We start from the raw sequence: 23218 nt of genomic DNA on the forward strand, positions 1-23218 counted from the left end.
TGATGAAACTGCCGTATGCTTAGCGTTCCATTCAGCTCGCCGCCGCGCGCATCAAGTTCTAGAATTTTACGGTAAACGTGGTGCCGTTGGTCGCGCAGGAACTCACCGCCACATCGCCGCCATGCACCCTGGCCAGCTCGCGCACGATATACAAACCCAAGCCCACGCTGCGCACATCGCTGCCTTGGTCGGTGCCACGTGTCATCGGCTCGAACAGCACCGCTATCAGCGCTGCGGGGATCACCGCGCCATGGTTGTGTACCGAGATTTCGCAGCCGCCGGCGCCCAGACGCGAGGTGATGGTGATCGGCCTGAGCAGGTCGCCATACGCCACACTGTTGGCCACCAGGTTGCCGATAATTTGCTGCACACGGTCGGCGTCCAGGCAAGCCTGGCCAGTGCCTTCGGCTTGATGCTCAAGCATGGCCTTGGGAAACGCCACGCGCAGTTCGTCTACAGCGCGCTGAATCACCTCGTGCAAGTCCAGCGCCGCCGCCTTGATCGTGATGCCGTGGCCAACGCGCGCCTGGGTGAAGTCCAGCAGGTCGGCGATCATGCGCTGGGCGCGTTCGGAGGACTGGGCGATATGGCCCAGTAATTGGCTCTCTTTGGCGGTGCGTTGGTCACGGCTGAGAAAGTCCGACGCCATGCGGATGGCCGTGAGCGGATTCTTCAAGTCGTGACTGACGATTGCCACCATCTGCTCGGCAAACAACGCGCGGCGCTGGGCGATGGCATACGCCTCGCTCAACTCGGCCTGGGCCTGTTGCAAGGCGATTTCAGTGGCGGTTCGTTCCTGCAAGCGGGCTTCGGCCAGGTTGCGCGCGTTAAGCAACTCGCGTTCGTACTTGTCGCGGTCGGTGGTACCGAACAGCGCCAGGTCGTAGACCACGGCGCCAGCCTGTTCGCGCTTGTTGCCATTGAGCAGCACGGTCACCTTGCGCCCGTCGCTGTGCAGCATGTCGAGCTTCACTTCGCTGACGCCGCCGCGCAGGCGCAGCATCGGCGCCAGGTGGGTCTGGTGGAAAATCCGCCCGCCCATCGTCAGCAGGTCTTGAAAGCGCCGCCCACACAGCTCGGCAGCACTGAACCCGAACCATTCGCTGAACCGCGCATTGGCTTGCAGGATCGTGCCGTCTTCTGCCGTGACGGCGAGGGCACAGGCGGCGCTGTCGAACAGCTCAGACGGCATCGGCGATAGCCCACGGGGCCAGGAAGGTTTCCATCGCCGCCGCGCACGCGTGCGGAACGCTCATGTGCGGGCAATGACCGACGTTGTCGAGCAGGCAATACGTGCTGTTGGGCAGCACACGGTGCAGGTATTCGCCCACCGCCACCGGGGCAATCAGGTCGTCGCTCGATTGCAGGATGAGCACCGGTGTCGTCAGGCCGATCACGTCCTGGCGGTTGTCCGACATAAACGTAACGCGCGCAAACTGCTTGGCGATGTGCGGCTCGGTGCGGCAGAAGCTGTCTGCCAGCTCTTCGCCCAGCGCCGGTTGGCCAGTAGAGCCCATGATCACCGGGGCCATGCTGCTTGACCAGCCGAGGTAGTTGCTGTCGAGGGTGTCGAGCAACTCGTCGATGTCGTGACGCGTGAAACCGCCAACGTAACCGACGTCATCAATGTAACGCGGCGAGGGGCCGATCATCACATGCGCGGCGATGCGCCCTGGCGCCATGCGGTCGGCGAGGGTGCCGATCATCGCGCTGACCGAGTGGCTGACCAGAATCACCGGGCCTGCGCCGAACGCGTCGATAATCTCGTTCAAATCCGTCGCATAGCCACTCAGCGAGCTGTACTTGACCGTGTCGAAAGCACTCAGGTCCGACAGGCCGGCGCCTACCAGGTCGTACATGACCACGCGGAAGCGGTCGACGAATTGCGGCGCCAGGTAATTCCACAGTGTCTGGTTGCAGCCGAAACCGTGGGAAAACACCAGCGTCGCCGTGCCGTTACCCATCACACTGACATTGTTGCGGTGCTTCAGGTTCATGCGCGCTCTCGTAGATGGCGTATTGCTATGCGTGCGCGCAGTTTAGATAGTCACGCGCGCGGGGTCACGCGTTATAGCGCCGATCAGACGAAGTCGGCACCTTGAGCAGCAGCATCAGGCCAGGACGATATAGTCGTTTTGCTGAATAATCGGCCTATGCACGCCTTGCACCAGGTGAATATAGCGACCGTCTACCAGGTCAATCGGCAGGCAGTCGTCAATATCCATCACCGCGTCGGTGTGGGCCTGGGACCAGTGGCGCAACATCTGCTGCTTGCCCTTGCTGGTGGCTTCGCGTTTGTTGCGGGCGACCACCAACAGGTAATGATGGGCCTCGCCAAACGCGTTGGCTTCATAGCCGCCGAGGTTGATGAAGTACAGGCGTTGCGCATCCGCCTGGGGCGCCAGGTGGCTGACTTCGACCTTCCAGCCGTCGACGCCATCGACCGCCATCCATGAATCGACATGCACACCCTTGGGGCTGCCGAACCATTCTTCGCGCAATTGCGGGTAAGTGGCTTGCAGCGTGTCCGCTACCGCGAACATCACATCGTGAACTTCAATTTTAGCCCGTGGGTGTTTACCCCCGAGCATGACGACAAACAGCATTGCAGGTTCTTCCTGGCGACATGGCAAAGGCTAACGATACGTCGATTGAAGCTTTTTGTCCGGTCACTTCGATTAAGCGACTTGCAAAGTCGCTGTTTTTATAAAACTTTATAATGACCTGTTAGCGATCCGTCATAAAACCGTCATCACGTTTTAATTGATTTGATTAACGCCCGAGCTTACGGTTACCTGCTGGTTTTTTAAGCCTGCACTCATTTACGCTAGAGGCGTGTGCTTATAAAGCTGGCCTATATTTTTCTGACTATTACATTACGAGGATAATATCGATGGCGTACACAGTGAAGCAGTATGGCTGGATTCGTGACTTACCCGATCACCGCGATCATTTGTATGCTGCGCCCCCCGCGATGTTGGCGGCACTGCCGCCTTCGGTTGACCTTCGACCCCAGTGCCCGCCGGTCTACAACCAAGGCCAGCTGGGCAGTTGCACTGCAAACGGGATTGCCGGAGCGATTCAATTTGATCGCATGAAGCAAAAGCTTACGCCGCTGTTTGAACCCTCCCGGTTGTTCATTTATTACAACGAACGTGTGATTGAACACACCGTCGACTCAGACAGCGGAGCGATGATCCGTACGGGAATAAAGAGCGTCGGCGTGCAAGGCGATTGCCCTGAGTCGGAGTGGCCTTACGATATTACGAAGTTCACCGTAAAGCCACCGCAGAAGTGCTATACCGATGCAAAAAAATATAAGGCAGTTCAATATCAAAAAGTGGCTCAAAACCTGAATCAGATGAAAGGCTGCCTGGCCGCCGGCTACCCGTTCGTGTTGGGATTTTCTGTTTACGAAAGTTTGGAAAGCGAGGAAGTGACAAAAACTAGCATTGTGCCAATGCCCGCATCGACCGAAAAAATGCTCGGAGGGCACTGCGTACTCGCGGTGGGTTATGACGATGCAAAGCAGCGTTTTATTATCCGTAATTCCTGGGGAGACGCCTGGGGAATGAAAGGCTACGGCACATTGCCGTACGGTTACCTCATGGATGAGAATTTATCCTCAGACTTTTGGACCATCAGGATTGTCGCGGCCTAGCGCTGGTAATGGCATCACCCGCGGGCAGAAACGGCGCCGTCCCCGGTGGCCGTTTTTGCCTCATCCTGGGCTCGCCAGCGACCGGGCTGCGCCAGTCGTCCCATCCGCAAGTACCGGCCAGTTCGTGCGTCCAGATGATCTTGCGATAGCTGAAGTGCATATTTTCCACATGCGTGATGATGATTGATCGAAGACGGTGCAGATCATTAAAGGCTTATACACCCTTAATTGCGAGCCCTGATAAAACCAGAGGGTAGCCAAATTGGGCGCATTGTATTGACGTAAGTTTAAACGCTGCTCGGGTGCTTTAAATGAAATGGCTTGCGCGCCCGTGTGCAGTTATTGGCTCATGCTGTGCCTGCGCCTGGCGTTTGAGTATCAGGATGAACTGAGTTGTCGAGGCGCGGCTACGCTGCGCAACATCCTGCGTAGGGCTTTGTTTGTATGGGCTGTAGGGAATTGCTTAAGTGCTGGTCGGGCACTTGCTGAATGCTTTTGGCATGGCTAAGGTTTGCTCACTTCTGCAAACGCTCTACACGGCGTTAAACGCATCAGGCTGCGCGTCTGAAGTTGTATCAGTGAGGCACTTATTATTTTATTTCGGACGTGGCGCAGTCATGGGTTACTCAGGTGCTGTGTGTGCTTATTACCTTGAACTTGCTGTATTGCCCTGCTCGCAACGTAATATTGCCAGCAGCGATATATAGGTTTCAAGTGAGTACCCATTCCTGGAGTTGGAACTGGGCAGCCTGCAATAGATAACGAAAAACACGCCCATCGAGTAGGCGCTGGCAGATGACGATTCCCGTGCTCGGGTATTGGCGAGCTTGGGTTAAGCGCGCTCTGCGCCTGACATTCTCAGTAAAAGGACACTGACACCATGAACACCCGACCGCAGTTGCTACCGGCTCGAACCGCTGACGAACACAGCATGCTCGACAGCATCATTGCGCAGACGTTTTTGAGCGTGGATGACGAGGCGTACGGCATTGCCAGGCGGGGTGTCGCTGCGTTTATCGAAGAGCTGCTCAAGCCGCAGAACCGCGGCGAACCGGTGAAAAAACGCCTGGTTGATCGAATGATTGCCGAGATCGACGTGAAACTCAGCCTGCAAATCGATGAGATTCTGCATCACCCGGATTTCCAGGCACTGGAGTCTGCCTGGCGGGGGCTTCAATTGCTCGTCGACCGCACCAACTTCCGTGAAAACATCAAGATCGAACTGCTGAATGTTTCACGGCGTGACCTGCTGGACGACTTCGAAGACTCGCCGGAAATCACTCAGTCCGGGCTCTACAAACATATCTACAGTGCCGAGTACGGCCAGTTCGGTGGGCAGCCGGTGGGCGCGATTATTGCCAACTACTTTCTGTCGCCCGGCGCGCCGGATGTAAAGCTGATGCAGTACGTGTCGAGTGTGGCCAGCATGGCCCATGCGCCGTTTATTGCTGCGGCCGGGCCTGGGTTTTTCGGTTTGGAAAGCTTTACCGACCTGCCTGACCTGAAGGATCTCAAGGATCATTTCGAAGGCCCCCAATTTGCCAAATGGCAACGCTTTCGTCAGAGCGAAGATGCGCGTTATTTAGGCCTGACGGTGCCGCGTTTCCTGTTGCGAACCCCTTACGACCCCTTTGAATGCCCGGTCAAAACCTTTGCCTATCAGGAAAACGTGGTCAACAGCCACGAGCATTACCTGTGGGGCAATACCGCCTTCGCGTTTGCCACGCGATTAACCGACAGCTTTGCGCGTTACCGCTGGTGCCCAAACATTATTGGCCCGCAGAGCGGTGGCACGGTGGAGGATTTGCCCCTGCATCACTTCCAGAGCATGGGTCAAATCGAAACCAAGATTCCTACCGAAGTGCTGGTTTCGGACCGCCGCGAGTACGAACTCGCCCAAGAAGGTTTTATTGCCCTGACCCTGCGCAAGGGCAGCGATAACGCGGCGTTCTTTTCTGCCAGCTCTGCGCAGAAACCGAAAAGTTTCGGCGTGAGTGCCGAGGGCAAAGCCGCCGAGTTGAATTACCGCCTGGGCACACAGTTGCCGTACATGATGGTGGTCAATCGCCTGGCCCATTACCTCAAGGTACTGCAGCGCGAGCAATTGGGCGCGTGGAAGGAACGTACCGACCTTGAGCTGGAGCTCAATAAATGGATCCGCCAGTACGTCGCCGACCAGGAAAACCCCAGCGCCGAAGTGCGCGGGCGGCGCCCGTTGCGCGCTGCGCGTATCGCGGTGAGTGATGTTGAAGGCGAGCCTGGCTGGTACCGCGTCAACCTCAGCGTACGGCCGCACTTCAAGTACATGGGCGCGGACTTCACGTTGTCGCTGGTCGGCAAACTCGACAAAGCATGAGAAAAGCTCAGGGGATACCCGATTATCGCAGCCTTTTCGAGCGCCTCGAAGGCCGTATACCCGCGCAGGTCGACAGCCTGACGTCGGTGGCCAGGCACCTGCAGAACATGCTCGGCACACGTGCCGGCAGTGTGCTGGCGCTGCCTGACTACGGGCTGCCCGACCTCAACGATATGCGCTTGAGCCTGCATGAATCATTAACCCAATCGCGCCTGTCGATTGAACGTTTTATCCAGGCCTATGAACCGCGTTTGAGCAAGGTGCGTGTCATCGCCTTGCCGGAGGCTTGCGACCCTTTGGCCTTGGCCTTTGTGATTGAGGCGGCGCTGGTCATCGACGGTGTGTTGCAAGCGGTTGTGTTCAATGCGCGGTTGAGTGGCGGCGGGTGCGTCGAGGTATTACCTGATGGCCTTTAACCGCTTTTACCAAAGTGAGCTGAGTGCCTTGCGCACACAGGGGCGGCGGTTCGCTGAACGCAACCCCGCGTTGGCGCCGTTTCTCGCCGATGCGGGCCAGGACCCGGATGTAGAGCGCTTGCTGGAGGGTTTTGCGTTCCTGACCGGGCGCTTGCGCCAGAAGCTGGCTGACGAGCTTCCCGAGTTGACGCATTCGCTGATGCATTTGCTGTGGCCCAATTATATGCGGCCATTACCGGCTTTCAGCATCTTGCAGTTTGAGCCGCTGAAACACGCGTGCGCCACGGTGCGCGTTGATCGGGATACGACGGTTGAAAGCGTGCCGGTCAACGGTGAGCGCTGCCGCTTTCGCACCTGCTACGCGACCCAGGTCATGCCGTTACAACTGAGCCGCCTGGAGTACCTGCCTCAAGGCCCCCGTACACTGCTTAACCTGCGCCTGGAGATGAGCGCCGAGGGCCATTTCGGCGAGTGGTCATTCGACCGATTGCGCTTGCACCTGGCGGGTGAGCGAGCTGTCAGCCAGGGTTTGTACCTGAGCCTGTTGCGGCATCTGGACGGCATTCAACTGCTGCTGCTTGACCACGAGGGGCGCCCGATACACGCAGGCGATGGGCAAGCGTTATCGCTGCGCCTTGCCGCGAGCCAGGTACAGCCCGTGGGGTTTGACGCGGATCAGGCGCTTATTCCCTATCCGCCGAACACCTTTCACGGTTACCGGCATTTGCAGGAATATTTTGCGTTTCCCGACAAGTACCTGTTCGTTGATGTGACGGGCTTCGATGCATTGCAATCGTTGCCTCACGAATTGCTCAAGCAGGCGCGGAGTGTGGAGCTGCGATTTGAACTGCGCACCGCCGAACATCAGCCGCAGTCGCCCAGCCTGGACAACGTAAAGCTGTATTGCACGCCAATCGTCAACCTGTTCAAGCAGGACGCGGTGCCGATTCGCCTCGACGGCAAGCAAGATGAATACCTGCTGGTACCCGGTGGGTTTGCACGCGGTAACGCCGAGGTGTTTTCGGTTGACCGCGTGACCGGCTGGCGACCCGGCGGGCTGGGTTACCAGGCGTATGTGCCGTTCGAATCGTTTGAGCATGACCGCGAAGGTGGCGGCTTGGCGGGTGCGCCCAGCTACAGCATTCGCCAACGCTCGTCGGTGCAACACGCCGAACTGGATACCTGGTTGAGTGTTGGCATTGGCCCCAGGCAGGCTCAGGAAACGCTGTCGGTCGAGCTGACGTGCACCAACCACAACGTGCCACGGCAGTTGCAGGTGGGGCAGATCAACCAGTCGTGCGAGCAGACGCCGGCGTTTCTGTCGTTTCGCAATATCAGCGTACCGACCGCGAGTTTCGCACCGCCGCTGGACCAGGACTTTCTGTGGAAGCTGATCAGCAACATGTCGCTCAACTACCTGTCATTGACCGACACCCGTGCCCTCAAAGTCATCCTCGAAACGTACGACGTGCCGAGTTATCACGACCGCCAGGCGCACAACGTCAGCCAGCGAAAGCTGGATGCGTTAAGCAGCGTCAGCCATGCAGCGGTCGACCGCATGTATCGCGGGCTGCCGATCCGCGGTTTACGCGTCGACCTGAACATTGACGCCAACGGCTTCGCAGGCCAGGGCGACCTGTTTGTTTTCGCCTCGGCCCTGAATGAGTTTTTTGCCCTTTACGCCAACCTGAATTCGTACCACGAACTGCGGGTCACCAGCACACAAGGAGACGTGTACCTATGGCCACCCCGGATGGGCCAGCAGCCCCTGCTTTAACCGAACTGACGCGGGTGATCCGTGAGTACTCGCTGTTTCAGGCGGTATTGCAGGTGATCGAACGCCTGCGCGACGCCCACCCGTTGCTCGATGACGACGCCCTGTACGACCACATCGAGTTCCAGGCCAACCCGGGTTTGGGCTTCCCTGGGCACGACATCGATCGCGTGGAGTTTTTTCTCGAACGTCATCAATTACGCGCGCGCCTTCGCCTCAACGTGCTCGGCTTGTTGGGTGCCGGCTCGCCACTGCCTGCGTTTTATCAAGAGCAGACGGGCGGCAGCACCACGCGCGACTTTCTGGACGTGTTCCACCACCGCTTGCATCGGCTGATGTTGCCGATCTGGCGTAAATATCGCTATCGGGCGTGTTTTCGCGAGGGCGCCAGCGATGCGTTTTCCGAGCAGATGTTTGCATTGGTCGGCTTGGGCAGTCGGCAGATTCGTGACGCTGCGCACCTTGACTGCAAACGCCTGCTGCCCTGCCTCGGGCTGCTGAGCCTGCGCGCGCATTCGGGCGCGCTGATCGAAACCGTACTGCGTCACTACTTCACGCTCGGTGGTGTGTTCATCGAGCAATGGGTTGAACGCAGCGTGATTATCGACCACGCGCAACGCAATCGACTGGGTGCGGCGAATAACGTGCTCGGCGAGGACCTGTTGCTGGGGCATCGGGTCGCCGACCGCAGCGGCAAATTCCGGGTGCATGTGCAGGGCTTGAGTTGGCAGCGCTTTCACCAATTCCTGCCTGACGGCAGCGCTTACAGGCCGCTGTGTTCAATGGTTCGGCTAACGGCAAGAGGCCCTTTGGAATACGACGTACGCCTGGGGTTGGCCGCAGGCGAGGTGAAGCCTTTGCATATCGGTGAACGCAACGTCTGTCGCCTCGGGTGGACCAGTTGGCTGGGGCACGAGAGTGCCGACGGCGTGGTCACCCTCGGCGCAAATACTCATTAGGGGCTGATGCATATGATTACTGTAAAGCTGCAACAACGGGTTCGCACAGGGCCGGCCGGTAAGGGCCGCGCAGCCTGCGGGGAATGCTGAATGACCTATCTGTGGAACCTGCGCTTCGCCGCCGGCCGCATCTTCATGGGAGATACCTGATGCCTGACCGTCCGTGGCAAGCCTTGGTGCTTGTGCTGTGTTTGTTGAGCGGCTGTAACGCCAATTACGTGTTTGATGATGCTGACTATCGTCCCTTGGGTGATCCCCAAGTGACCCAGCGCGGCCAATGAAGAGGGGCCTGCCATGCAATTAGTGCTTGAGGTGTGTGATACCGGAGGCCGTGAACCGTCACTGCGTAAAGTGTTTGACGGCGTAGGCGGCGTAGTGGGGCGGGGGGCTGGTTGCGACTGGGTTATCCCGGACCCCAGCCGATTACTGTCAAACCACCATGGGTTGGTCAGCCACCGTGATCAGCGGTACTTTTTGACCGACATCAGCAGCAACGGTATCCGCTTCGCGGGCAGCGGCAAGCCGCTGCAAAAAGGCCAGGCGCACTTGATCGTTGAGGGCGATGCGTTCCAACTGGGGCCGTTCGCCCTGCGTGCGCGGCTGGTTGAGCGCGTGGCCGAAAGGGCGCCGCTGCAGGTCCCAGTGCCCTGCGCCGAACGTGCGGTGATCCCGGACGACGCGCACCTGGGCCTGGACCCGCTTCACGCCCTCGACCGCCAAGCGCTGCAACAGGCATCCTCGGCTGAACTGGATGCGTTGACCTTGCCAACCGACGTCTGCGCGACATGGGCGCAGCGTGGCTCAGTGGCGCAGGAACATCTGGCGATACCCACACTGGCGATTCCCCCGCCAGCGGTGGAACCTGTGCGGCCGCGTGTGTCTGCGGCCCACGTCGACGAAACCTTCTGGGCGCAGTTCGCGCAGGCGCTGGGCATCTGCCTGGATACACTTGATACGGCTGGCCGTGAGGCGTTGGCAATCAACGCGGCGCGTGCGCTGAGGCACGCCATCAGCGGTCTGCAACAGAGCCTGCGAACGCACCAGGAACTCAAGCATGAGCTGAACCTGGGCGGCACTGGCCCGCCGCGCAAAAACCCCAACCCGCTGCATGAAAGTGTGGATGTCGAGGCGGCTTTGGCAGCGTTGCTGGGCACCGCCGAGTCGGCGCAACCGAGTGCCGAGGTGGCCATTGCGCAAGTCTGCCGGGAGCTGCAAGTGCACCAGGTCGCCCTGCTGGTAGCGAGCCGCACGATGGCGCGCACGGCGCAGGCGGCGTTTGCGCCTGGCCACTTGCTGCGTTGCTTTGAACGTGACGCCACGCCCTCCAGGTTTTTTGCCGACGGGGCGCATTGGCGCGCCTACCAGCGGCACTACCAACGGCTGGTTGACGAGCAAGCGTTGAGTGCGCAGGCAGTGCACCCCGACTTCATCAACGCTTACGAGGAGCAGGTGCGGTTGGCCGGCGCGTTGTTCGCCGGGTACTCAGGATGACGCTGATGAACCGCGCCAGCGTTGCGCTGATGTGGGTCGTCATGGGTTTGCTGGCGGGGTGCAGCAGCCTGTCACCGTTTTCGACGTTGACCAAACTCGACCTGACGTTGACTGCCAGCGAACAGCTTAACCCCGACCTCAACGGGCGCCCCTCGCCGGTGGTAGTGCACCTGCTTGAGTTGAAGCACCCGGTTGCCTTCGAACACGCGGATTTTTTCAGCCTGTATGAGCGTGCCGAGCTGGCGCTGAGCAAAGACTGGGCGCGCAGCGAGGAGCTGGAGTTGCGTCCCGGCGAGCACCTGACATTCAAGCTCAGGAGCGAGCCGCAAAGTCGCTACGTCGGGGTAGTCGCGGCTTACCGCGACTTGCCCCATGTGCAATGGCGATGGGTACTGGCGTTGACCCCACAGCAAGTGACGCGAGCGCATCTGGTGCTTGATGAGTCGGGTATTCGCCTGGCTGACCCACACGTTGGCCTGGCGGAGAAGTGATATGCACGTTCATAAGGTTATCTGGCAGGAAGGCATGTTGCTGCGCCCGCAGCACCTGCAACACAGCGATCGTTACTACGATCAGCAGCTCAACCGCACTCGTTTGCTGGGCAGTGACGCCTGGGGTTTTCTGGCCCTGGACATCGACGTGCAGTACCTCAACATGGGCAAGCTGGTGGTCAATCACGCCAGCGGCGTATTGCCTGACGGCAGCCTGTTCGAACTGACCACGGCCATGCAACCTCTGGTGTTGGACGTGCCGGCCAGCTCGGGAAGGCAAGCGGTTTACCTGGCCCTGCCGATGGCAACCGGCAATCAGGTGGAAACCCGCACGCCGGGGCAGCGCGACGTATTGGCGCGCTACATCATCAGCGACATCGACGTCGGTGACTCAAACACCGCCCTCGATTCCAGTTGCCGGATCAGTTGTGCACGGCCCGACTTTCGCCTGTTGCTGGGCGAGCAACCGAGTGATCAGGCCTACGTGAAGCTGAAAATTGCGCAGGTGTTGGACGCCTCCAGCGAAGAGGGGATCAGAATCGATACTGATTTTGTGCCGACGTTCATCCATCTGCAGGGCTCGGGTTTTGTATCGTCATGCCTTAAAGAAGTGATCAGCCTGCTCGCCAGCCGGGGTGATGCGATTGCCGAGCGCATTCGCGGCAAGGGCGCGACCGCGAGTGCCGAGGTGGGCGACTTTCTGATGTTGCAATTGATCAATCGCACCGAGCCGGTGTTGCGTCACTACCTGGCGCAGGCGCAAGTGCGTGCCGAGGCGTTGTACCGTGCGCTGTTGGCCATTCTGGGCGAGCTGTCGACGTTTGCCAGTGACAGCAAACGCGCCTGCCTGGAGCTGCGTTACCTGCATGGTGACCAGGGCGCAAGCTTTCGCGCGCTGATGGCGCAGATGCGTGCGGTGCTGTCGATGGTCCTTGAGCAACACGCTATCGAGTTGGCGTTGCAGCAGCGCGAATACGGCGTGATGGTCTGCCCTGTGAGTGATCTCAAGTTGCTCGGTACGGCCACCTTTATTCTGGCGGTCGCCGCGCAGTGTGACGCCGAAGAGCTTCGTCACCGTTTACCGGCCCACCTCAAGATTGGCCCGGTGGAGCGTATTCGCGAGCTGGTCAACCTGCACCTGGCGGGTATCAAGGTCAAGCCGCTGCCGGTGGCGCCACGGCAAATCCCGTTTCACGCCGGTAAAACCTATTTCATGCTCGAACTGAGTGCGCGTGATGTCGCGCAGTTGGAGCAATCGGGTGGTTTTGCGTTCCATGTCGGCGGCGAATTTGCCGGGCTGACGCTTAACTTCTGGGCTATCAGGAATTGAACAGCATGCACCTGGAAAATGAATACCCGCAGGATGAAAAAACCGTCTTGCTTGATCGTGACGGCCTCGGCCCGGCGCAGGGGCGGCTAACCGACTTCGTTTCGCCGCCGCGTTTCGAGCAACTGCAAGACCGCATGATTTATGCCGCCGCCGTTTCAGGTGGGCAGCCTTTCAAGGTCGGCCTTAACAGCCTGGTCGCCGCCGCGTGGGGCGTGTTGTCTGAGGTGGTTGAACTGAAGGTCAGCGCCGGCCGGGAAAACCTGCAAGCGCTGAATGAGCGCCTGGCCGCGAGCATCAATCGCTTCGAAGCGCATGCGCTGCACGACGGTGTGGAGAACAGCCAGGTGATTTCCGCGCGCTATGTGCTGTGCAGCGTGATTGACGAAGCAGTGGTCACCACCGCATGGGGCAGTCGCAGCGACTGGTCGAAGATCAGTTTGCTGAGCCGCTTTCACAGCGAAACCTTTGGCGGTGAAAAGTGCTTCCAACTGCTCGAGCGCCTGTCGCGCGACCCGATCAAGCACGTGGCAATCCTGGAATTGATTTACCTGTGCCTGTCGATCGGGTTTGAAGGCAAATACCGCGTCGCCGAGCGAGGCGCGGTGCAACTTGAAGCGGTGCGCGATGCGCTGTATCGGCAGATAAGGCAGGTGCGCGGCGACCCACTCGCGGTGTCGGCGCTGCCAGCCACGTCGAGGCAAACACGGCGCAGGCGGCTGCCGATTATCTCGGCCAGCGGGTTTATGGCATTCGCTGTGGTCGCTTTGCTGGCCATGTATTCGGGCGTTGCCTGGGTATTGGGGCAAGAGCGCGAAATTGTGCTGCACACCTTTCAATCTTCGGCGCCGGAACTGACTCCGACGCCCTTGTAACGCTGGGAACATTGAATGAACGCATTCTTCAAGGGCGCGTGCGCCCGGCTGCGCATAGTTTGGGTTTGGAGCTTGCTACTGGTGCTGTCGAGCGCAGCCCTGGTCTGGTTTTTCGGGCCGCTGCTGGCGATTGACGACCAGCGCTTCTGGCAGGGCTCTACAGCTCGCCTGTTAACCATCAGCGCACTGTTTCTGCTGTGGGGGCTGGCGATGGTGAGGGTGAGTGCCCGCCATACCCTGCGCTCCGCAACCGCTGAACAGCGCACACGTCACCAGCATCAGGGGTCGATAGAGGCTGAGCGCAAGCACCTGCGTGGCCGCTTCAAGGAAGCGCTGCACAGCCTGAAAAGCGCGCGCCTGTACCCTGGGCGCAGCGCGCGGTGGCGCACTGACTTGCCGTGGTACTTGCTGATCGGCAAACAGGGCAGCGGCAAGACCCGTTTGTTGGCGGCGAGCGGCTTGCAATTGCCGCTGGACCGAACCGCAGCGCCCAGCGCAGACGGTGCTGCTGACTGTGACTGGTATTTTGCCAATCAAGGCGTTCTGGTTGAGAGCGCGGGGCGTTATGTGAGCCAACCCGACAGCGCGGTCGATGCGGCGGGTTGGTCGACCTTGTTAGGCCTGCTTAAATCCAGGCGCCGGGCACGTCCGCTGAATGGCGTGGTGGTGGCGTTGTCGGTGCAGGCGTTGCTCGCGGGCAATGAGCATGACCTGCAACTGCATGCACGGCACATTCACACCCGCTTGCAAGACCTGCAGCAGACGCTGCATGTGGATATGCCGCTGTACTTGGTGCTGACCCAGGCCGACCGCATTCCGGGCTTTACCGAGTTCTTCGAGACACCCCAAGGCGCTGGCGCGGACGAGGTGCTGGGTGAACTTATTGCCATCAGCAAAGCGGGGGTGCAAATGGCGCAGGTGCGCCAAGCGTTCGAGGCGTTGTTGCAGCGTCTGAGTGGCGAGTTGATCCAGCGCTTGCATCAGGAACGCAATGTTGAGCGGCGTGGCCGCATGCTCGATTTTCCGCAGCAGGTTGCACGCCTCAGCGAACGCTTTTATGGGTTTGTCGAGGTGGCGTTCTCGGCGCAGCGCAATCAACGCATCAATGGCTTGCGAGGTTTTTACCTCACCAGTGCGAGCGAGCGGCGTTCACGCTTTGCCCAAGGCCTGTTTAACCAGGTGATTTTCGCCGAAGCTGATCTGGCCGGGCTGAACGCACGGGAGTATCGGCGCATCGGTTGGCGGCAAGCCGGGTTGGCAATCACCGTAGGCTTGCTCATCGGGGCGGCAGGCCTGCTCTGGATGCACAGCTATTCGTACAATCATCAGCGCCTGGAGCAACTGGCACAGTTAGGTAAAACCGCTACGCCTGCGCAGCCGGGGGCGGATGAGACGCTGAAGTTGTTGCCGATACTCGACGCGCGGCTGGCGGCGACGCGGGTGTTTCCGGCGGTGGCAGAGGTGCCGTGGATTGAGCGCGCCGGGTTGTTCCAGGGCGAGGTGACTCGCCCACTGTTAGCCAGTGCGTATGAACAAAGCCTGCAGCAGATGGTGGCGCAAATCGCCGCGCTCCTGGAAGTACAGGTGCGCGCAAGCCTGGGCGATCGCGAGCGGTTGTTGGACAGCCTGCGTGCCTACCTGATGCTCAACCTGCGCGAGCGTCGTGATAGCGGGTGGCTGGCGGGGCGTGTGGCGAGCCATTGGTCTGAGCGCTTTGCCGGTGAGACCGCGGTGCAGCGTCGCCTTAATGAACATTTCGCGCGGCTGCTTGAGCAACCGTTTGTGGCAACGCTGGATGATGCGCTGGTCGCCCAGGCGCGCCAGGTGTTACGTGGCGAGTCGCTGGCCGATGTGGTGTATCGCGTGTTGCGTGAGCAGTCGCGCGACCTGCAACCCAACCGTCTCACGGACGGCACTGTGTTGACGGCGCTCGAGGAGCCCATTGCGGGTTTTTACAGCAAGCGCTATGTGCAGTATTTCGACAAGCAAGGCCCGCGTTTGCTTAACGCGATTGTCCAGGATAACTGGGTGCTGGGGCAGGCGACCGACCTCAATGCGATGGATATGCGCCGGTTGATGGTCGAAGTCGAGCAGCGCTATTTCAGCGAGTACGCCGATGCCTGGAGCCGTGCGCTGAGCCGCATCAAGCTGCACGACACTGATGGCCTCAGGCAGGGCACCGAACAGCTGGCGAGCCTCACATCGGCGCAGTCGCCATTGGTGCTGCTGTTGCAACAGGTGAGTGAAAACACCCGCTTGGTGCCTGTGACTGAACGCCTGGAAGGGCAGCGCCGTGAAGCCGGCGATGATGCCGCGCGACGCGCCTTGCAGCGCCGTTTCGAGCCCTTGCATCAACTGCTGGATGAGCAGCAAAACCCGGGGGCGGAGTTGACTCAGGCGTTACGTCAGCTGGATGCATTGCACCTGCAACTGGCCGCACTTAACCGCGAAGGTTCACCTGCGCAGGCGGCTTTTCAGATGGTCAAGCGCCGCCTGGAAGGGCAACCCCACACGTTTGGCCAGTTGCGCGACAGCGCCGCGCGCTTGCCGCTGCCACTCAAGGGCTGGATCGAAGGCCTGGCCGACGATAACTGGCGCCACTTGTTCGATGAGGCGTATGTGCATGTCAACCAACGCTACCAAAGTGAGGTGCACAGCCTGTATGCCAAGGCCATCCGCCAACGCTACCCGTTCAACGCCCACGCGAGCAGCGATGTGGCCTTGAGCGATTTCGAGGAATTTTTCAAACCGCAAGGCGTGCTGGCGCGCTTCCATGAAACGTACCTGCGGCCGTTTATCAGCGCCGACGGCGGGCGCTACCGGTTACGTAGCCTGGATGGCCGCAGCCTGCCGATCTCGCGATCACTGCTGGACCAGTTGTCCAAGGCGCAGACCATTCGCCGAGGTTTCTTCAGCGAAGGCGAGGGCCAGTTGGCGGTTCGATTTACGCTGGCACCCTACAGCCTTGACCAAGCGGTGAGCCGGGCCGTGTTTAGCTTTGGCGGTCAACAGTTGGAGTACCGTCATGGGCCGATTGTGCCAGTGGCGTTCGAATGGCCGAGCACGGTGGAAAATGGTCGCAGCAGCCTGGTATTGGAACGCGGCGCTGCACGGGCGCTGGGCATCGAGAAAAATAGCGGGGCGTGGTCGCTGTTTCGCTTGTTTGACTTGATGCAAAACGAGCCGGCCAGCGGCCGCGATGCGCAGATACTCAAGTCCGACCTTGGCGGTTTGCGGGCGAATTATCTGCTGGTCAGTCAGCGTATGCCCAGCCCGTTCCAGTTGGACACCTGGCGCACGTTCCGCTTGCCGGAGCAACTATGAGCCCGCTTATGAGCCCGCGCGCCCCCGGCAGTTGCCGACACACTGTTGGCCGGCGTGACGCTCGGCCCTGGTTCAGGTAGGCGCGGCTCAGCCAGGCACATCATGCAGCTTGCAATATTCATCCCAGCTCAACCCGGCCATCTGCGCGACTTCTTTGTGCACTTCCAGGCGCTGGGCTTCAAACTCGTCAGCGGAGTGCGCGGTCAGTTTCAGGGTCAATTCCCACGCGAACAGGCCTTGCTGTTCCGCTTCGGCCTCGAAGGCTTCATGCAGGCGTTCAGCACGGTACTGCGCGAGGGTTTCGCCCTTGACCTGCGCGGCCAACGGGTTGAGGGTGTCGAGTTGCGTGGCGACGTCCGGGTGCTCGTTCAAAAAACGGTCCAGGGCGCGCTGGTGATTATCACCGGGTTGCGACACGTGCGTGTTCCTGTTCAGGTGAGGCAGCGCTGGGCGCTGAGCGTGGCGGGGTGAGGCACCGGGCGCTTGGCCTAGTTGGACGATTGCCGGTCGCTGGTCGACTCGCGGCGAACCGCACGGCGACGCGCGCGCTTTTGCGACCTGCGCTGCATCCAGTGCTGCAAGGGCGTCAACGCGAAGAACATCAGGTACGCGGTGAGTATCAGCGCCAGGTCTATCCATGTCTCGGCAATGGGGCCGATAAACAGCTCGATGACCGCCTTGACCACAAATAACAACGCCATGCAGCCCAGCAGCTGCAAGGCGGTCAGAACCAAGGAGTGCATCGGGGTGCTTCGCTTGTGCTTTTTGATGAGCCTGTCTCCTTTGTGCCTGATTCCATTTCAGGCAATCCCCATTTCGGTCGCGAGTCCGGTGCGCCAAGGCGTGTCACACCCGCGAAGACGGTCAATGGTAACCAATCGATTTGGCTTAGTAGATGAAAGATGTCAGAAAGTTCGTTTTTTTTTGAGAAATCAGCTTAAAGGTCGGCGCGCGCTCTCAAAATACGCCCCGAGGCCGGGTAAAAGCCTTTCGCATGGGCTATCAGGGCGTGTAGCTTGGCTGCAGATTGAGGCTGCCTGCTGCGGGCAGGGAGCAACGGACTGAGGGACGGGTCATGGCGCAAAGGCTGTTCAAACTTTTCCTCACTCAGCGCCTGGCGGCCTTGGCCAGCACTGAATCGTTGCGGGCCATCCGTGAAGGCTTGTTGTGGATTTTGCCCTGCCTGCTGGTGTCGACCGGCTTTTTGATTCTGGCTGAGTGCGCCAGGGTGCTGGGCCTGGACGCGCACGTGGTGGTTTTTTTTTCCGGGCTGCATAACCAAATCAGCTCAGTGATCCCGTTGTTGGTGGCGGCGTCGATTGGTTACATGCTGGCTATCCAGTACCGCCTGCCACAATTACCGGTGGCCTTTCTATGCCTGGCCCATGTGGTCATCGCCACGTTTGTGCTGCGTGACTACCCCAGGGCCGCCGCTACGTTTGTGCTGTTTATTGCTATCGCCTCGCCACTGCTGAATGTGCCGGCGATTGCCTGGCTGCACCGCTTTCGCTGGACCCGCCTGGTCAACGAAGACCTGGTAGGCCACAACCTGCGCGGCACGATCAATATGGTCTTGCCGGGGGTGATAACGGCGTTGGTGCTGGTCGCGCTGCTGTTGTCGCTGTTGCAAATTCCTTATGTGGCGCAACTGCAAGGGCCGCAGGTACTCGATGTGCTGCAATCGCCATACGGCAGCGGCTTGTTTGTGACCTTGATGAATTCGCTGCTGTGGTTTTTCGGCATTCACGGTCTGTACGCCTTGCAACCGTTGTTTGACGTGCTGGACCAGGCCGTGGTGCTGAACGGCGTCGCGCTGGCCGCGAGTGAACCCGTCAAATACGCGCTCAACAGTGGCTTGTTGGGCTGTTTCGCGTTTATCGGCGGTTCCGGCGGTGCGTTGTGCCTGCTGTTGGCGATCTTGCTGTTCTCCAGGAGCCGGTCCACGCGCTTGCTGGCAATGGCGAGTTTGCCGCTGTCGTTATTCAACGTCAGCGAAGTGCTGCTGTTCGGCTTGCCGATTATTCTCAACCCGCGTTTGTTTATTCCGTTTTTGCTGGTGCCGGCGTTAAACACGATGCTGGCATTGACCGTGGTGCAACTCGGATGGGTCGCACCCGCAGTCGCCAGCGTACCGTTTAATGCGCCGGTGTTGCTGAACGCCTACCTCAGCACTCACGGGGATGTGGCGGCCGTGCTGCTGCAAGTGGCGCTGCTGGGCATCGGCACCCTGGTGTATGCGCCGTATGTACGTGCGCTGCACCGCCAGGCCAGTGAAGGCGGCACGGTGTACCTCAAGTCGTTTGACATGACCTTTCGCGGCCTTGAAGAGAAAGGCCGGTTGCTTGAGCTGGACCCGGTGTTGGCCTCGCACCAGACGCGCGCACGCGAGGCCAACGAGCTGAGCCGCATCCAGCAGATCAGCGATTACGAGTTCTACCTCGAATTCCAGCCCCAGGTCTCTACCCGTACGGGGCTGTGTACCGGCTGCGAAGCGCTGATGCGCGCCCGCGACAACCAAGGCACGGTGCATTCGCCGTGGGAGTTCCTGCAATGGCTGGAGCAAGCGCGGCTGATGCCGGACGTCGACGTGTGGGTGGCCTCGCAAGCGGTGCGCCAGTACGTGAAGTGGCAAAAGGACGGCTTTGCCTTGCCGATGACAATTAATGTCTCCAGCGCCACCCTGAGGGACACGGTGTACGGCGATCGCCTCGTGGAAATACTCGCCCAGGCGCATGGGCAGGTGTCGGTGGAGATTACCGAGGCCGCGTTGGTCAGCGACATCCAGGCCACCCGCCAGACCATCGACAAACTCCAGGCGATTGGCGCCAAGGTGTATATTGATGACTTCGGCACCGGGTTTTCCGCGTTGAGTTATTTGCACCAATTCCCGGTGGACTTCATCAAGATCGACCGCAGTTTTGTGGTGGCTCAGCGTGACCCCAAGGGCGCTCAGGTGCTCACCGGCATGCTGCGTCTGTGTGAGGCGCTGAACCTCAGCGTGGTGGTCGAAGGCGTTGAGACCGCCGAGCAGTTGGCGTTTTTCACCACCAGCACCGAGTTGTTTATTCAGGGCTGGTATTTCAGCAAAGCCTTGCCCGGCGAGCAGTTGCCGGGCTTTGTACGCGAGCGTGCGGCGGCGCAGGTTTAAGCGGGCTGCGAGGCGTAGTCGCGCTGGGTCTGTTCGATTTCTTCGAGCAGCGTGTCAATGTCCGCCAGCCGCGCGCGGTTGTCGTGGTCCCACGGGTGAAAGCCTGGTTTGAAGTAGTGCAACCACGGCCGCAGCATGCGCGGGAACACACCCTTGGGCCCGTACAAAAACTTCAGCATGCGCCAGAAGCCCTTTACGTGCCCACCGGCCTTGCGGTCGGCGATCAATAGGCGCAGGTGAAAATCAAACACCACCAGCCAGAATAACAGCGTGGTGATTAACATCGTCCCGGTGCGCAATAGATAGCGCGCGGGGCCAGGCTTGATCACGCGGTTCCACACATCGAACGCCACGGCCTTGTGTTCGGTCTCTTCGAGGGCGTGCCAGTACCACATTTGCCGGTAACCCTTGAGCGACTCGCCAAAACGCGAGGGGTCGCTGAGCAGGATTTCGGCGAGCATTGCGGTGTAATGCTCAAGGGCGATGGTCACCGCCAGATTGAAGGCGGGCGGCAGGTGTTTTTTTTGCAGGTCGAGGATGGTTTTCAGGCGCCGGTCGAGGGTGCGCGCGGGCAGGTCGGCGGCTTGCATCAGCTCGTTGTAGGCCACGTGTTCGCGGCTGTGCATGGCTTCTTGACCGATAAACCCCTGAATCTGCTTTTTTAATTCAGGGTTGTCGATGCGCTGGCGGTAGTGGCGCACGCTGTCCATGAAAAACAGCTCGCCCTGGGGAAACAGCAATGACAGCGCATTGAAGAAATGCGTGATGAATGGCCCTTGTTCATGCCAGTTTTTGACGCGTTCGGCAGGCAAGGCAAACCGTATATCGCGACGGATGGGCAGCATCGTTAGGGCTCCTGTTCAGTGATGAGGTTCGTCATGGGTTTCAAACGCAGGCTTGGGCGGTTTGGCGGCCATGCGTTTGCTGGTGAACACCACCAGTGCCTGGTAGGCGGCGGGTAAACAGCGCGCGAGCAAGTCAAGGCAATACGCGTCGCGGCCAATCAGCACGCGGCGTTTGTTGTTGCGCACACCTTGCAGAATCACCTTGGCGGCGTGGTCGGCGTCGGTAATAAACAGCTTTTCAAAGTCGGCGCGGGCCTGTTGCTCGTTGTGGATCAAAAAGCCGGTCATGTTCGCGTCGATACGGCTGCTGCGGCAGATGTCGGTACGGATGCCGCCGGGGTGCACGCAGGTGGCGGAGACGCCGCAGCGTTGCAGGTCGAGTTCCTGGCGCAGCGACTCGGTGAACCCGCGCACGGCGAATTTGCTGGCGTTGTAGCCACTCATGCCGGGCTGGGCAAACAGCCCGAACACGCTGGACGTGTTGACCACATGCCCATCGCCGCTGGCTTTCAAGTGCGGCAGGAACGCCTTGGTGCCATGCACCACGCCCCAGAAATTGATACCGATTATCCATTCCAGGTCGGCGTAGTCCACCCCTTCGACGGTGCTCGACAGCGCCACCCCGGCATTGTTGAAAATCAGGTTGACCTGGCCGTGTTCGGCCACGCAGCGTGCGGCCCACTCCTGCATGGCCTGGCGCTCGGACACATCCAGCACCTGCGTGGTGATGGTCACCGGCGACAGCGTAGCGGTCTTGATCAGCGCCACGGTCTGTTCGAGCCCCTGGCTGTTCTTGTCCGCCAGGGCCAGGTGGCAACCCTCGCGCGCCAGCGCCAGGGCCAGCGCGCGGCCCATGCCGGACGCCGCACCGGTAATGGCCGCCACGCGGCCGTTAAATGACTTCATGACAGGCTCCCCTCTATGCTGGCCTGCGCCGTAGCGGCTGGGCGCGGCGGCGCGGTGGCGGGCAGCGGGTGGGCGACATAGTCTTTGAGTGCGCAGTGCCGGGTGAGCTGTTTGAAGCGCCAGGTCGAGCCGGGCCACAGCGTGGTGTTTTTGCCGGTGCGCGGGTCGAGGTACCAGCTCTGGCAGCCGCCGGTGTTCCAGATGCTGCGCTTGAGTTTGCTTTGCAAGTGCTGGTTGTAGGCCTGCGTCACCGCCGGTTTAACCTCCAGCGTGGCGATGCGCTGCTGCTGCATGCGCCGCAGCGCATCAAGAATGTAGCTGACTTGCGCCTCGATCATCAGCACCATCGAGTTGTGCCCCAGGCCGGTGTTCGGCCCGATAATCAGGAACAGGTTGGGGTAGCCCGGCACCGTGGTGCCCTTGTAGGCGTAGGCGCCGTGTTGCCAGGTGTGCATCAGGTCGATACCGTCGCGGCCGATGATGCAACCGCGTGGCAACGGGTCGGAAGCCTGAAAGCCGGTGCCGAAGATCAGGCAGTCGGCCGGGTGCTTGATACCGTCGGCGGTGATCACCGCGTCGGCTTCGATGCGCAGCACGCTGTCGGTCACCACCTCGACGTTGCTGCGCGAGAGTGCCGGGTAGTAATCATTGGAGATCAGCACGCGCTTGCAGCCGAGGGTGTAGTCCGGCGTCAGGGTTTTGCGCAGGGAAGGGCGCACCACTTGCTTGTGCAGGTGGCGCAGGGCGATTTTCTGCGCCATTTTCATCAGGTGCGGGTGCAGCGAAAAGCCGACCACGCGGCCTTCGAGCGCCCAGTAAAAAGCCCCGCGTACCAGGCGTTGCGTGAACGGCAAGTGCTTGAAGGCCCAGCGCTCTACGCGCGAAATCGGCCGGTCCGGCTTGGGCATGATCCACGGCGGTGTGCGCTGGAACACGTCCAGATGCGCGACCTGCGCGGCGATTTGCGGCACGAACTGAATCGCACTGGCGCCGGTGCCGATCACCGCCACGCGTTTGCCCTTCAATGAATAGGCGTGGTCCCACTGCTGGGAGTGGAAGCGCTTGCCCTTGAAACTCGCAAGCCCCGGAATATCCGGCAGCGCCGGGCGCGATAAGCCGCCCATACCCGACACCAGCACCCGCGCGCTGACTTGGCGGCCATCGCTGAAGCTCAGGTGCCAGCGTTGCTCGCGCTCATCAAACACCGCCCGTTGCAGGGCCATGCCGAAACGCAAGTAGGGCGCCAGCGCAAAACGCTGCGCGCATTGCTCAAGGTAGGCGCGGATCTCTGCTTGCGGCGCGAACTGCCGCGTCCAGTTGGGGTTCGGCGCAAACGAAAACGAATACACGTGCGACTGCACATCGCAGGCGCAACCGGGGTAATGGTTGTCGCGCCACGTGCCGCCGAGGCTGTCGGCCTGCTCGGCGACAAAGAAGTCGGTGAAGCCGGCCTCTTTGAGTTTGATCGCCATGCACAGGCCGGCAAAACCGGACCCGATGATGGCGATGTCGATTGCATCGCGGTGGGCATTCATCGGCAGAGCCTCGTGAGTAAGCGCCTCGTGGACATCGCATGTGCTCGCTGTTTGTCAGGTGCCTTTAGATAAAACACCATTGCCAGGGAAAAATGAAATAATTATTTGAA

20 protein-coding genes and 1 pseudogene are annotated in these 23218 nt (G+C 60.3%); 12 read left to right on the top strand and 9 right to left on the bottom strand.

Annotation, left to right across the window (positions count from 1 at the left end):
* Positions 1-58 precede the first annotated feature (58 nt).
* The 3 genes from ACOZK9_RS14465 to ACOZK9_RS14475 all read right to left on the bottom strand — a co-directional run bounded on the left by ACOZK9_RS14465 (position 59) and on the right by ACOZK9_RS14475 (position 2606).
* A complete protein-coding gene (locus tag ACOZK9_RS14465) occupies positions 59-1192 on the bottom strand; it encodes a PAS domain-containing sensor histidine kinase (RefSeq protein ID WP_421556085.1) in 1134 nt (377 codons plus the stop codon).
* Positions 1182-1997 (bottom strand): alpha/beta fold hydrolase, encoded by an 816-nt coding sequence (locus ACOZK9_RS14470; protein WP_421556086.1) that lies wholly within the window; start codon positions 1995-1997, stop codon positions 1182-1184. Before ACOZK9_RS14470 ends, ACOZK9_RS14465 begins: the two co-directional genes overlap by 11 nt.
* 114 nt (positions 1998-2111) lie before the next feature.
* Positions 2112-2606 (bottom strand): DUF1543 domain-containing protein, encoded by a 495-nt coding sequence (locus ACOZK9_RS14475; protein WP_122249487.1) that lies wholly within the window; start codon positions 2604-2606, stop codon positions 2112-2114.
* Positions 2607-2893: 287 nt separating this feature from the next.
* Between ACOZK9_RS14475 and ACOZK9_RS14480 the strand changes: the two genes are divergently transcribed.
* Positions 2894-3661, top strand: coding sequence for a C1 family peptidase (locus ACOZK9_RS14480; RefSeq protein WP_421556087.1), 768 nt, complete (start codon positions 2894-2896; stop codon positions 3659-3661).
* Between the two features lie 73 nt (positions 3662-3734).
* Here ACOZK9_RS14480 and ACOZK9_RS14485 read toward each other — a convergent pair.
* A pseudogene (locus tag ACOZK9_RS14485) lies at positions 3735-3818 on the bottom strand (Hcp family type VI secretion system effector); the annotation flags it as partial.
* 723 nt (positions 3819-4541) lie between these two features.
* Between ACOZK9_RS14485 and tssC the strand changes: the two are divergent.
* The 10 genes from tssC to tssM all read left to right on the top strand — a co-directional run bounded on the left by tssC (position 4542) and on the right by tssM (position 16674).
* Positions 4542-6017, top strand: coding sequence for a type VI secretion system contractile sheath large subunit (tssC, locus tag ACOZK9_RS14490; protein ID WP_421556088.1), 1476 nt, complete (start codon positions 4542-4544; stop codon positions 6015-6017).
* Positions 6014-6433 (top strand): type VI secretion system baseplate subunit TssE, encoded by a 420-nt coding sequence (tssE, locus tag ACOZK9_RS14495; protein ID WP_058414048.1) that lies wholly within the window; start codon positions 6014-6016, stop codon positions 6431-6433. Before tssC ends, tssE begins: the two co-directional genes overlap by 4 nt.
* Positions 6423-8210 carry a type VI secretion system baseplate subunit TssF gene (tssF, locus tag ACOZK9_RS14500; protein WP_152751637.1) on the top strand — a complete coding sequence of 596 codons (1788 nt, stop codon included), beginning with the start codon at positions 6423-6425 and terminating at the stop codon, positions 8208-8210. Before tssE ends, tssF begins: the two co-directional genes overlap by 11 nt.
* Positions 8174-9166 carry a type VI secretion system baseplate subunit TssG gene (gene tssG / locus ACOZK9_RS14505; RefSeq protein WP_421556089.1) on the top strand — a complete coding sequence of 331 codons (993 nt, stop codon included), beginning with the start codon at positions 8174-8176 and terminating at the stop codon, positions 9164-9166. The genes tssF and tssG overlap by 37 nt, the downstream gene beginning before the upstream one ends.
* Positions 9167-9315: 149 nt before the next feature.
* On the top strand, positions 9316-9447 hold the full coding sequence (locus tag ACOZK9_RS14510) for a hypothetical protein (RefSeq protein WP_058414045.1): 132 nt from the start codon (positions 9316-9318) through the stop codon (positions 9445-9447).
* A 13-nt stretch (positions 9448-9460) separates the two neighbouring features.
* Positions 9461-10657, top strand: coding sequence for a type VI secretion system-associated FHA domain protein TagH (gene tagH, locus ACOZK9_RS14515; protein WP_421556090.1), 1197 nt, complete (start codon positions 9461-9463; stop codon positions 10655-10657).
* A 5-nt stretch (positions 10658-10662) separates the two neighbouring features.
* Complete coding sequence (tssJ, locus tag ACOZK9_RS14520; RefSeq protein ID WP_421556091.1) at positions 10663-11148, top strand: type VI secretion system lipoprotein TssJ; 486 nt, start codon at positions 10663-10665, stop codon at positions 11146-11148.
* 1 nt (position 11149) lies between these two features.
* Complete coding sequence (tssK, locus tag ACOZK9_RS14525) at positions 11150-12478, top strand: type VI secretion system baseplate subunit TssK (RefSeq protein WP_421556092.1); 1329 nt, start codon at positions 11150-11152, stop codon at positions 12476-12478.
* 5 nt (positions 12479-12483) lie between these two features.
* Positions 12484-13350, top strand: a complete 867-nt coding sequence (icmH, locus tag ACOZK9_RS14530) for a type IVB secretion system protein IcmH/DotU (RefSeq protein ID WP_421556093.1) — start codon at positions 12484-12486, stop codon at positions 13348-13350.
* A gap of 15 nt (positions 13351-13365) precedes the next feature.
* A complete protein-coding gene (gene tssM, locus ACOZK9_RS14535) occupies positions 13366-16674 on the top strand; it encodes a type VI secretion system membrane subunit TssM (RefSeq protein ID WP_421556094.1) in 3309 nt (1102 codons plus the stop codon).
* Positions 16675-16761: 87 nt separating this feature from the next.
* On the opposite strand, the gene ACOZK9_RS14540 is transcribed toward tssM, so the two are convergent.
* Positions 16762-17091 (bottom strand): DUF6388 family protein, encoded by a 330-nt coding sequence (locus tag ACOZK9_RS14540; protein ID WP_172980004.1) that lies wholly within the window; start codon positions 17089-17091, stop codon positions 16762-16764.
* 71 nt (positions 17092-17162) lie between these two features.
* Positions 17163-17417, bottom strand: a complete 255-nt coding sequence (locus ACOZK9_RS14545) for a hypothetical protein (protein WP_058414038.1) — start codon at positions 17415-17417, stop codon at positions 17163-17165.
* A gap of 332 nt (positions 17418-17749) precedes the next feature.
* On the opposite strand from ACOZK9_RS14545, the gene ACOZK9_RS14550 reads away from it, so the two are divergent.
* On the top strand, positions 17750-19822 hold the full coding sequence (locus tag ACOZK9_RS14550; protein ID WP_421556095.1) for an EAL domain-containing protein: 2073 nt from the start codon (positions 17750-17752) through the stop codon (positions 19820-19822).
* Here the strand turns inward: ACOZK9_RS14550 and ACOZK9_RS14555 are convergent.
* Genes ACOZK9_RS14555 through ACOZK9_RS14565 form a run of 3 tightly spaced genes read right to left on the bottom strand, consistent with a single transcriptional unit; the run spans position 19819 to position 23108 of the window.
* Positions 19819-20667: a metal-dependent hydrolase gene (locus tag ACOZK9_RS14555; protein ID WP_421556096.1), complete on the bottom strand. Its 849-nt coding sequence runs from the start codon at positions 20665-20667 to the stop codon at positions 19819-19821. The two genes, ACOZK9_RS14550 and ACOZK9_RS14555, sit on opposite strands and share 4 nt — an antisense overlap.
* Before the next feature lie 15 nt (positions 20668-20682).
* Complete coding sequence (locus ACOZK9_RS14560; RefSeq protein ID WP_122249478.1) at positions 20683-21573, bottom strand: SDR family NAD(P)-dependent oxidoreductase; 891 nt, start codon at positions 21571-21573, stop codon at positions 20683-20685.
* Complete coding sequence (locus ACOZK9_RS14565; protein ID WP_421556097.1) at positions 21570-23108, bottom strand: flavin-containing monooxygenase; 1539 nt, start codon at positions 23106-23108, stop codon at positions 21570-21572. Before ACOZK9_RS14565 ends, ACOZK9_RS14560 begins: the two co-directional genes overlap by 4 nt.
* Between the last annotated feature and the right edge of the window lie 110 nt (positions 23109-23218).

It is taken from the genome of Pseudomonas kitaguniensis, from assembly GCF_049199985.1.
In the GTDB taxonomy this organism is placed as follows: Bacteria; Pseudomonadota; Gammaproteobacteria; order Pseudomonadales; family Pseudomonadaceae; genus Aquipseudomonas; species Aquipseudomonas kitaguniensis.

Bases quoted from the DNA above. Each gene is read 5' to 3' on its own strand.
- ACOZK9_RS14465 (WP_421556085.1), bottom strand. From the start codon at position 1,192: ATGCCGTCTGAGCTGTTCGACAGCGCCGCCTGTGCCCTCGCCGTCACG.
- ACOZK9_RS14470 (WP_421556086.1), bottom strand. From the start codon at position 1,997: ATGAACCTGAAGCACCGCAACAATGTCAGTGTGATGGGTAACGGCACG.
- ACOZK9_RS14475 (WP_122249487.1), bottom strand. From the start codon at position 2,606: ATGCTGTTTGTCGTCATGCTCGGGGGTAAACACCCACGGGCTAAAATT.
- ACOZK9_RS14480 (WP_421556087.1), top strand. From the start codon at position 2,894: ATGGCGTACACAGTGAAGCAGTATGGCTGGATTCGTGACTTACCCGAT.
- tssC (WP_421556088.1), top strand. From the start codon at position 4,542: ATGAACACCCGACCGCAGTTGCTACCGGCTCGAACCGCTGACGAACAC.
- tssE (WP_058414048.1), top strand. From the start codon at position 6,014: ATGAGAAAAGCTCAGGGGATACCCGATTATCGCAGCCTTTTCGAGCGC.
- tssF (WP_152751637.1), top strand. From the start codon at position 6,423: ATGGCCTTTAACCGCTTTTACCAAAGTGAGCTGAGTGCCTTGCGCACA.
- tssG (WP_421556089.1), top strand. From the start codon at position 8,174: ATGGCCACCCCGGATGGGCCAGCAGCCCCTGCTTTAACCGAACTGACG.
- ACOZK9_RS14510 (WP_058414045.1), top strand. From the start codon at position 9,316: ATGCCTGACCGTCCGTGGCAAGCCTTGGTGCTTGTGCTGTGTTTGTTG.
- tagH (WP_421556090.1), top strand. From the start codon at position 9,461: ATGCAATTAGTGCTTGAGGTGTGTGATACCGGAGGCCGTGAACCGTCA.
- tssJ (WP_421556091.1), top strand. From the start codon at position 10,663: ATGAACCGCGCCAGCGTTGCGCTGATGTGGGTCGTCATGGGTTTGCTG.
- tssK (WP_421556092.1), top strand. From the start codon at position 11,150: ATGCACGTTCATAAGGTTATCTGGCAGGAAGGCATGTTGCTGCGCCCG.
- icmH (WP_421556093.1), top strand. From the start codon at position 12,484: ATGCACCTGGAAAATGAATACCCGCAGGATGAAAAAACCGTCTTGCTT.
- tssM (WP_421556094.1), top strand. From the start codon at position 13,366: ATGAACGCATTCTTCAAGGGCGCGTGCGCCCGGCTGCGCATAGTTTGG.
- ACOZK9_RS14545 (WP_058414038.1), bottom strand. From the start codon at position 17,417: ATGCACTCCTTGGTTCTGACCGCCTTGCAGCTGCTGGGCTGCATGGCG.
- ACOZK9_RS14550 (WP_421556095.1), top strand. From the start codon at position 17,750: ATGGCGCAAAGGCTGTTCAAACTTTTCCTCACTCAGCGCCTGGCGGCC.
- ACOZK9_RS14555 (WP_421556096.1), bottom strand. From the start codon at position 20,667: ATGCTGCCCATCCGTCGCGATATACGGTTTGCCTTGCCTGCCGAACGC.
- ACOZK9_RS14560 (WP_122249478.1), bottom strand. From the start codon at position 21,573: ATGAAGTCATTTAACGGCCGCGTGGCGGCCATTACCGGTGCGGCGTCC.
- ACOZK9_RS14565 (WP_421556097.1), bottom strand. From the start codon at position 23,108: ATGAATGCCCACCGCGATGCAATCGACATCGCCATCATCGGGTCCGGT.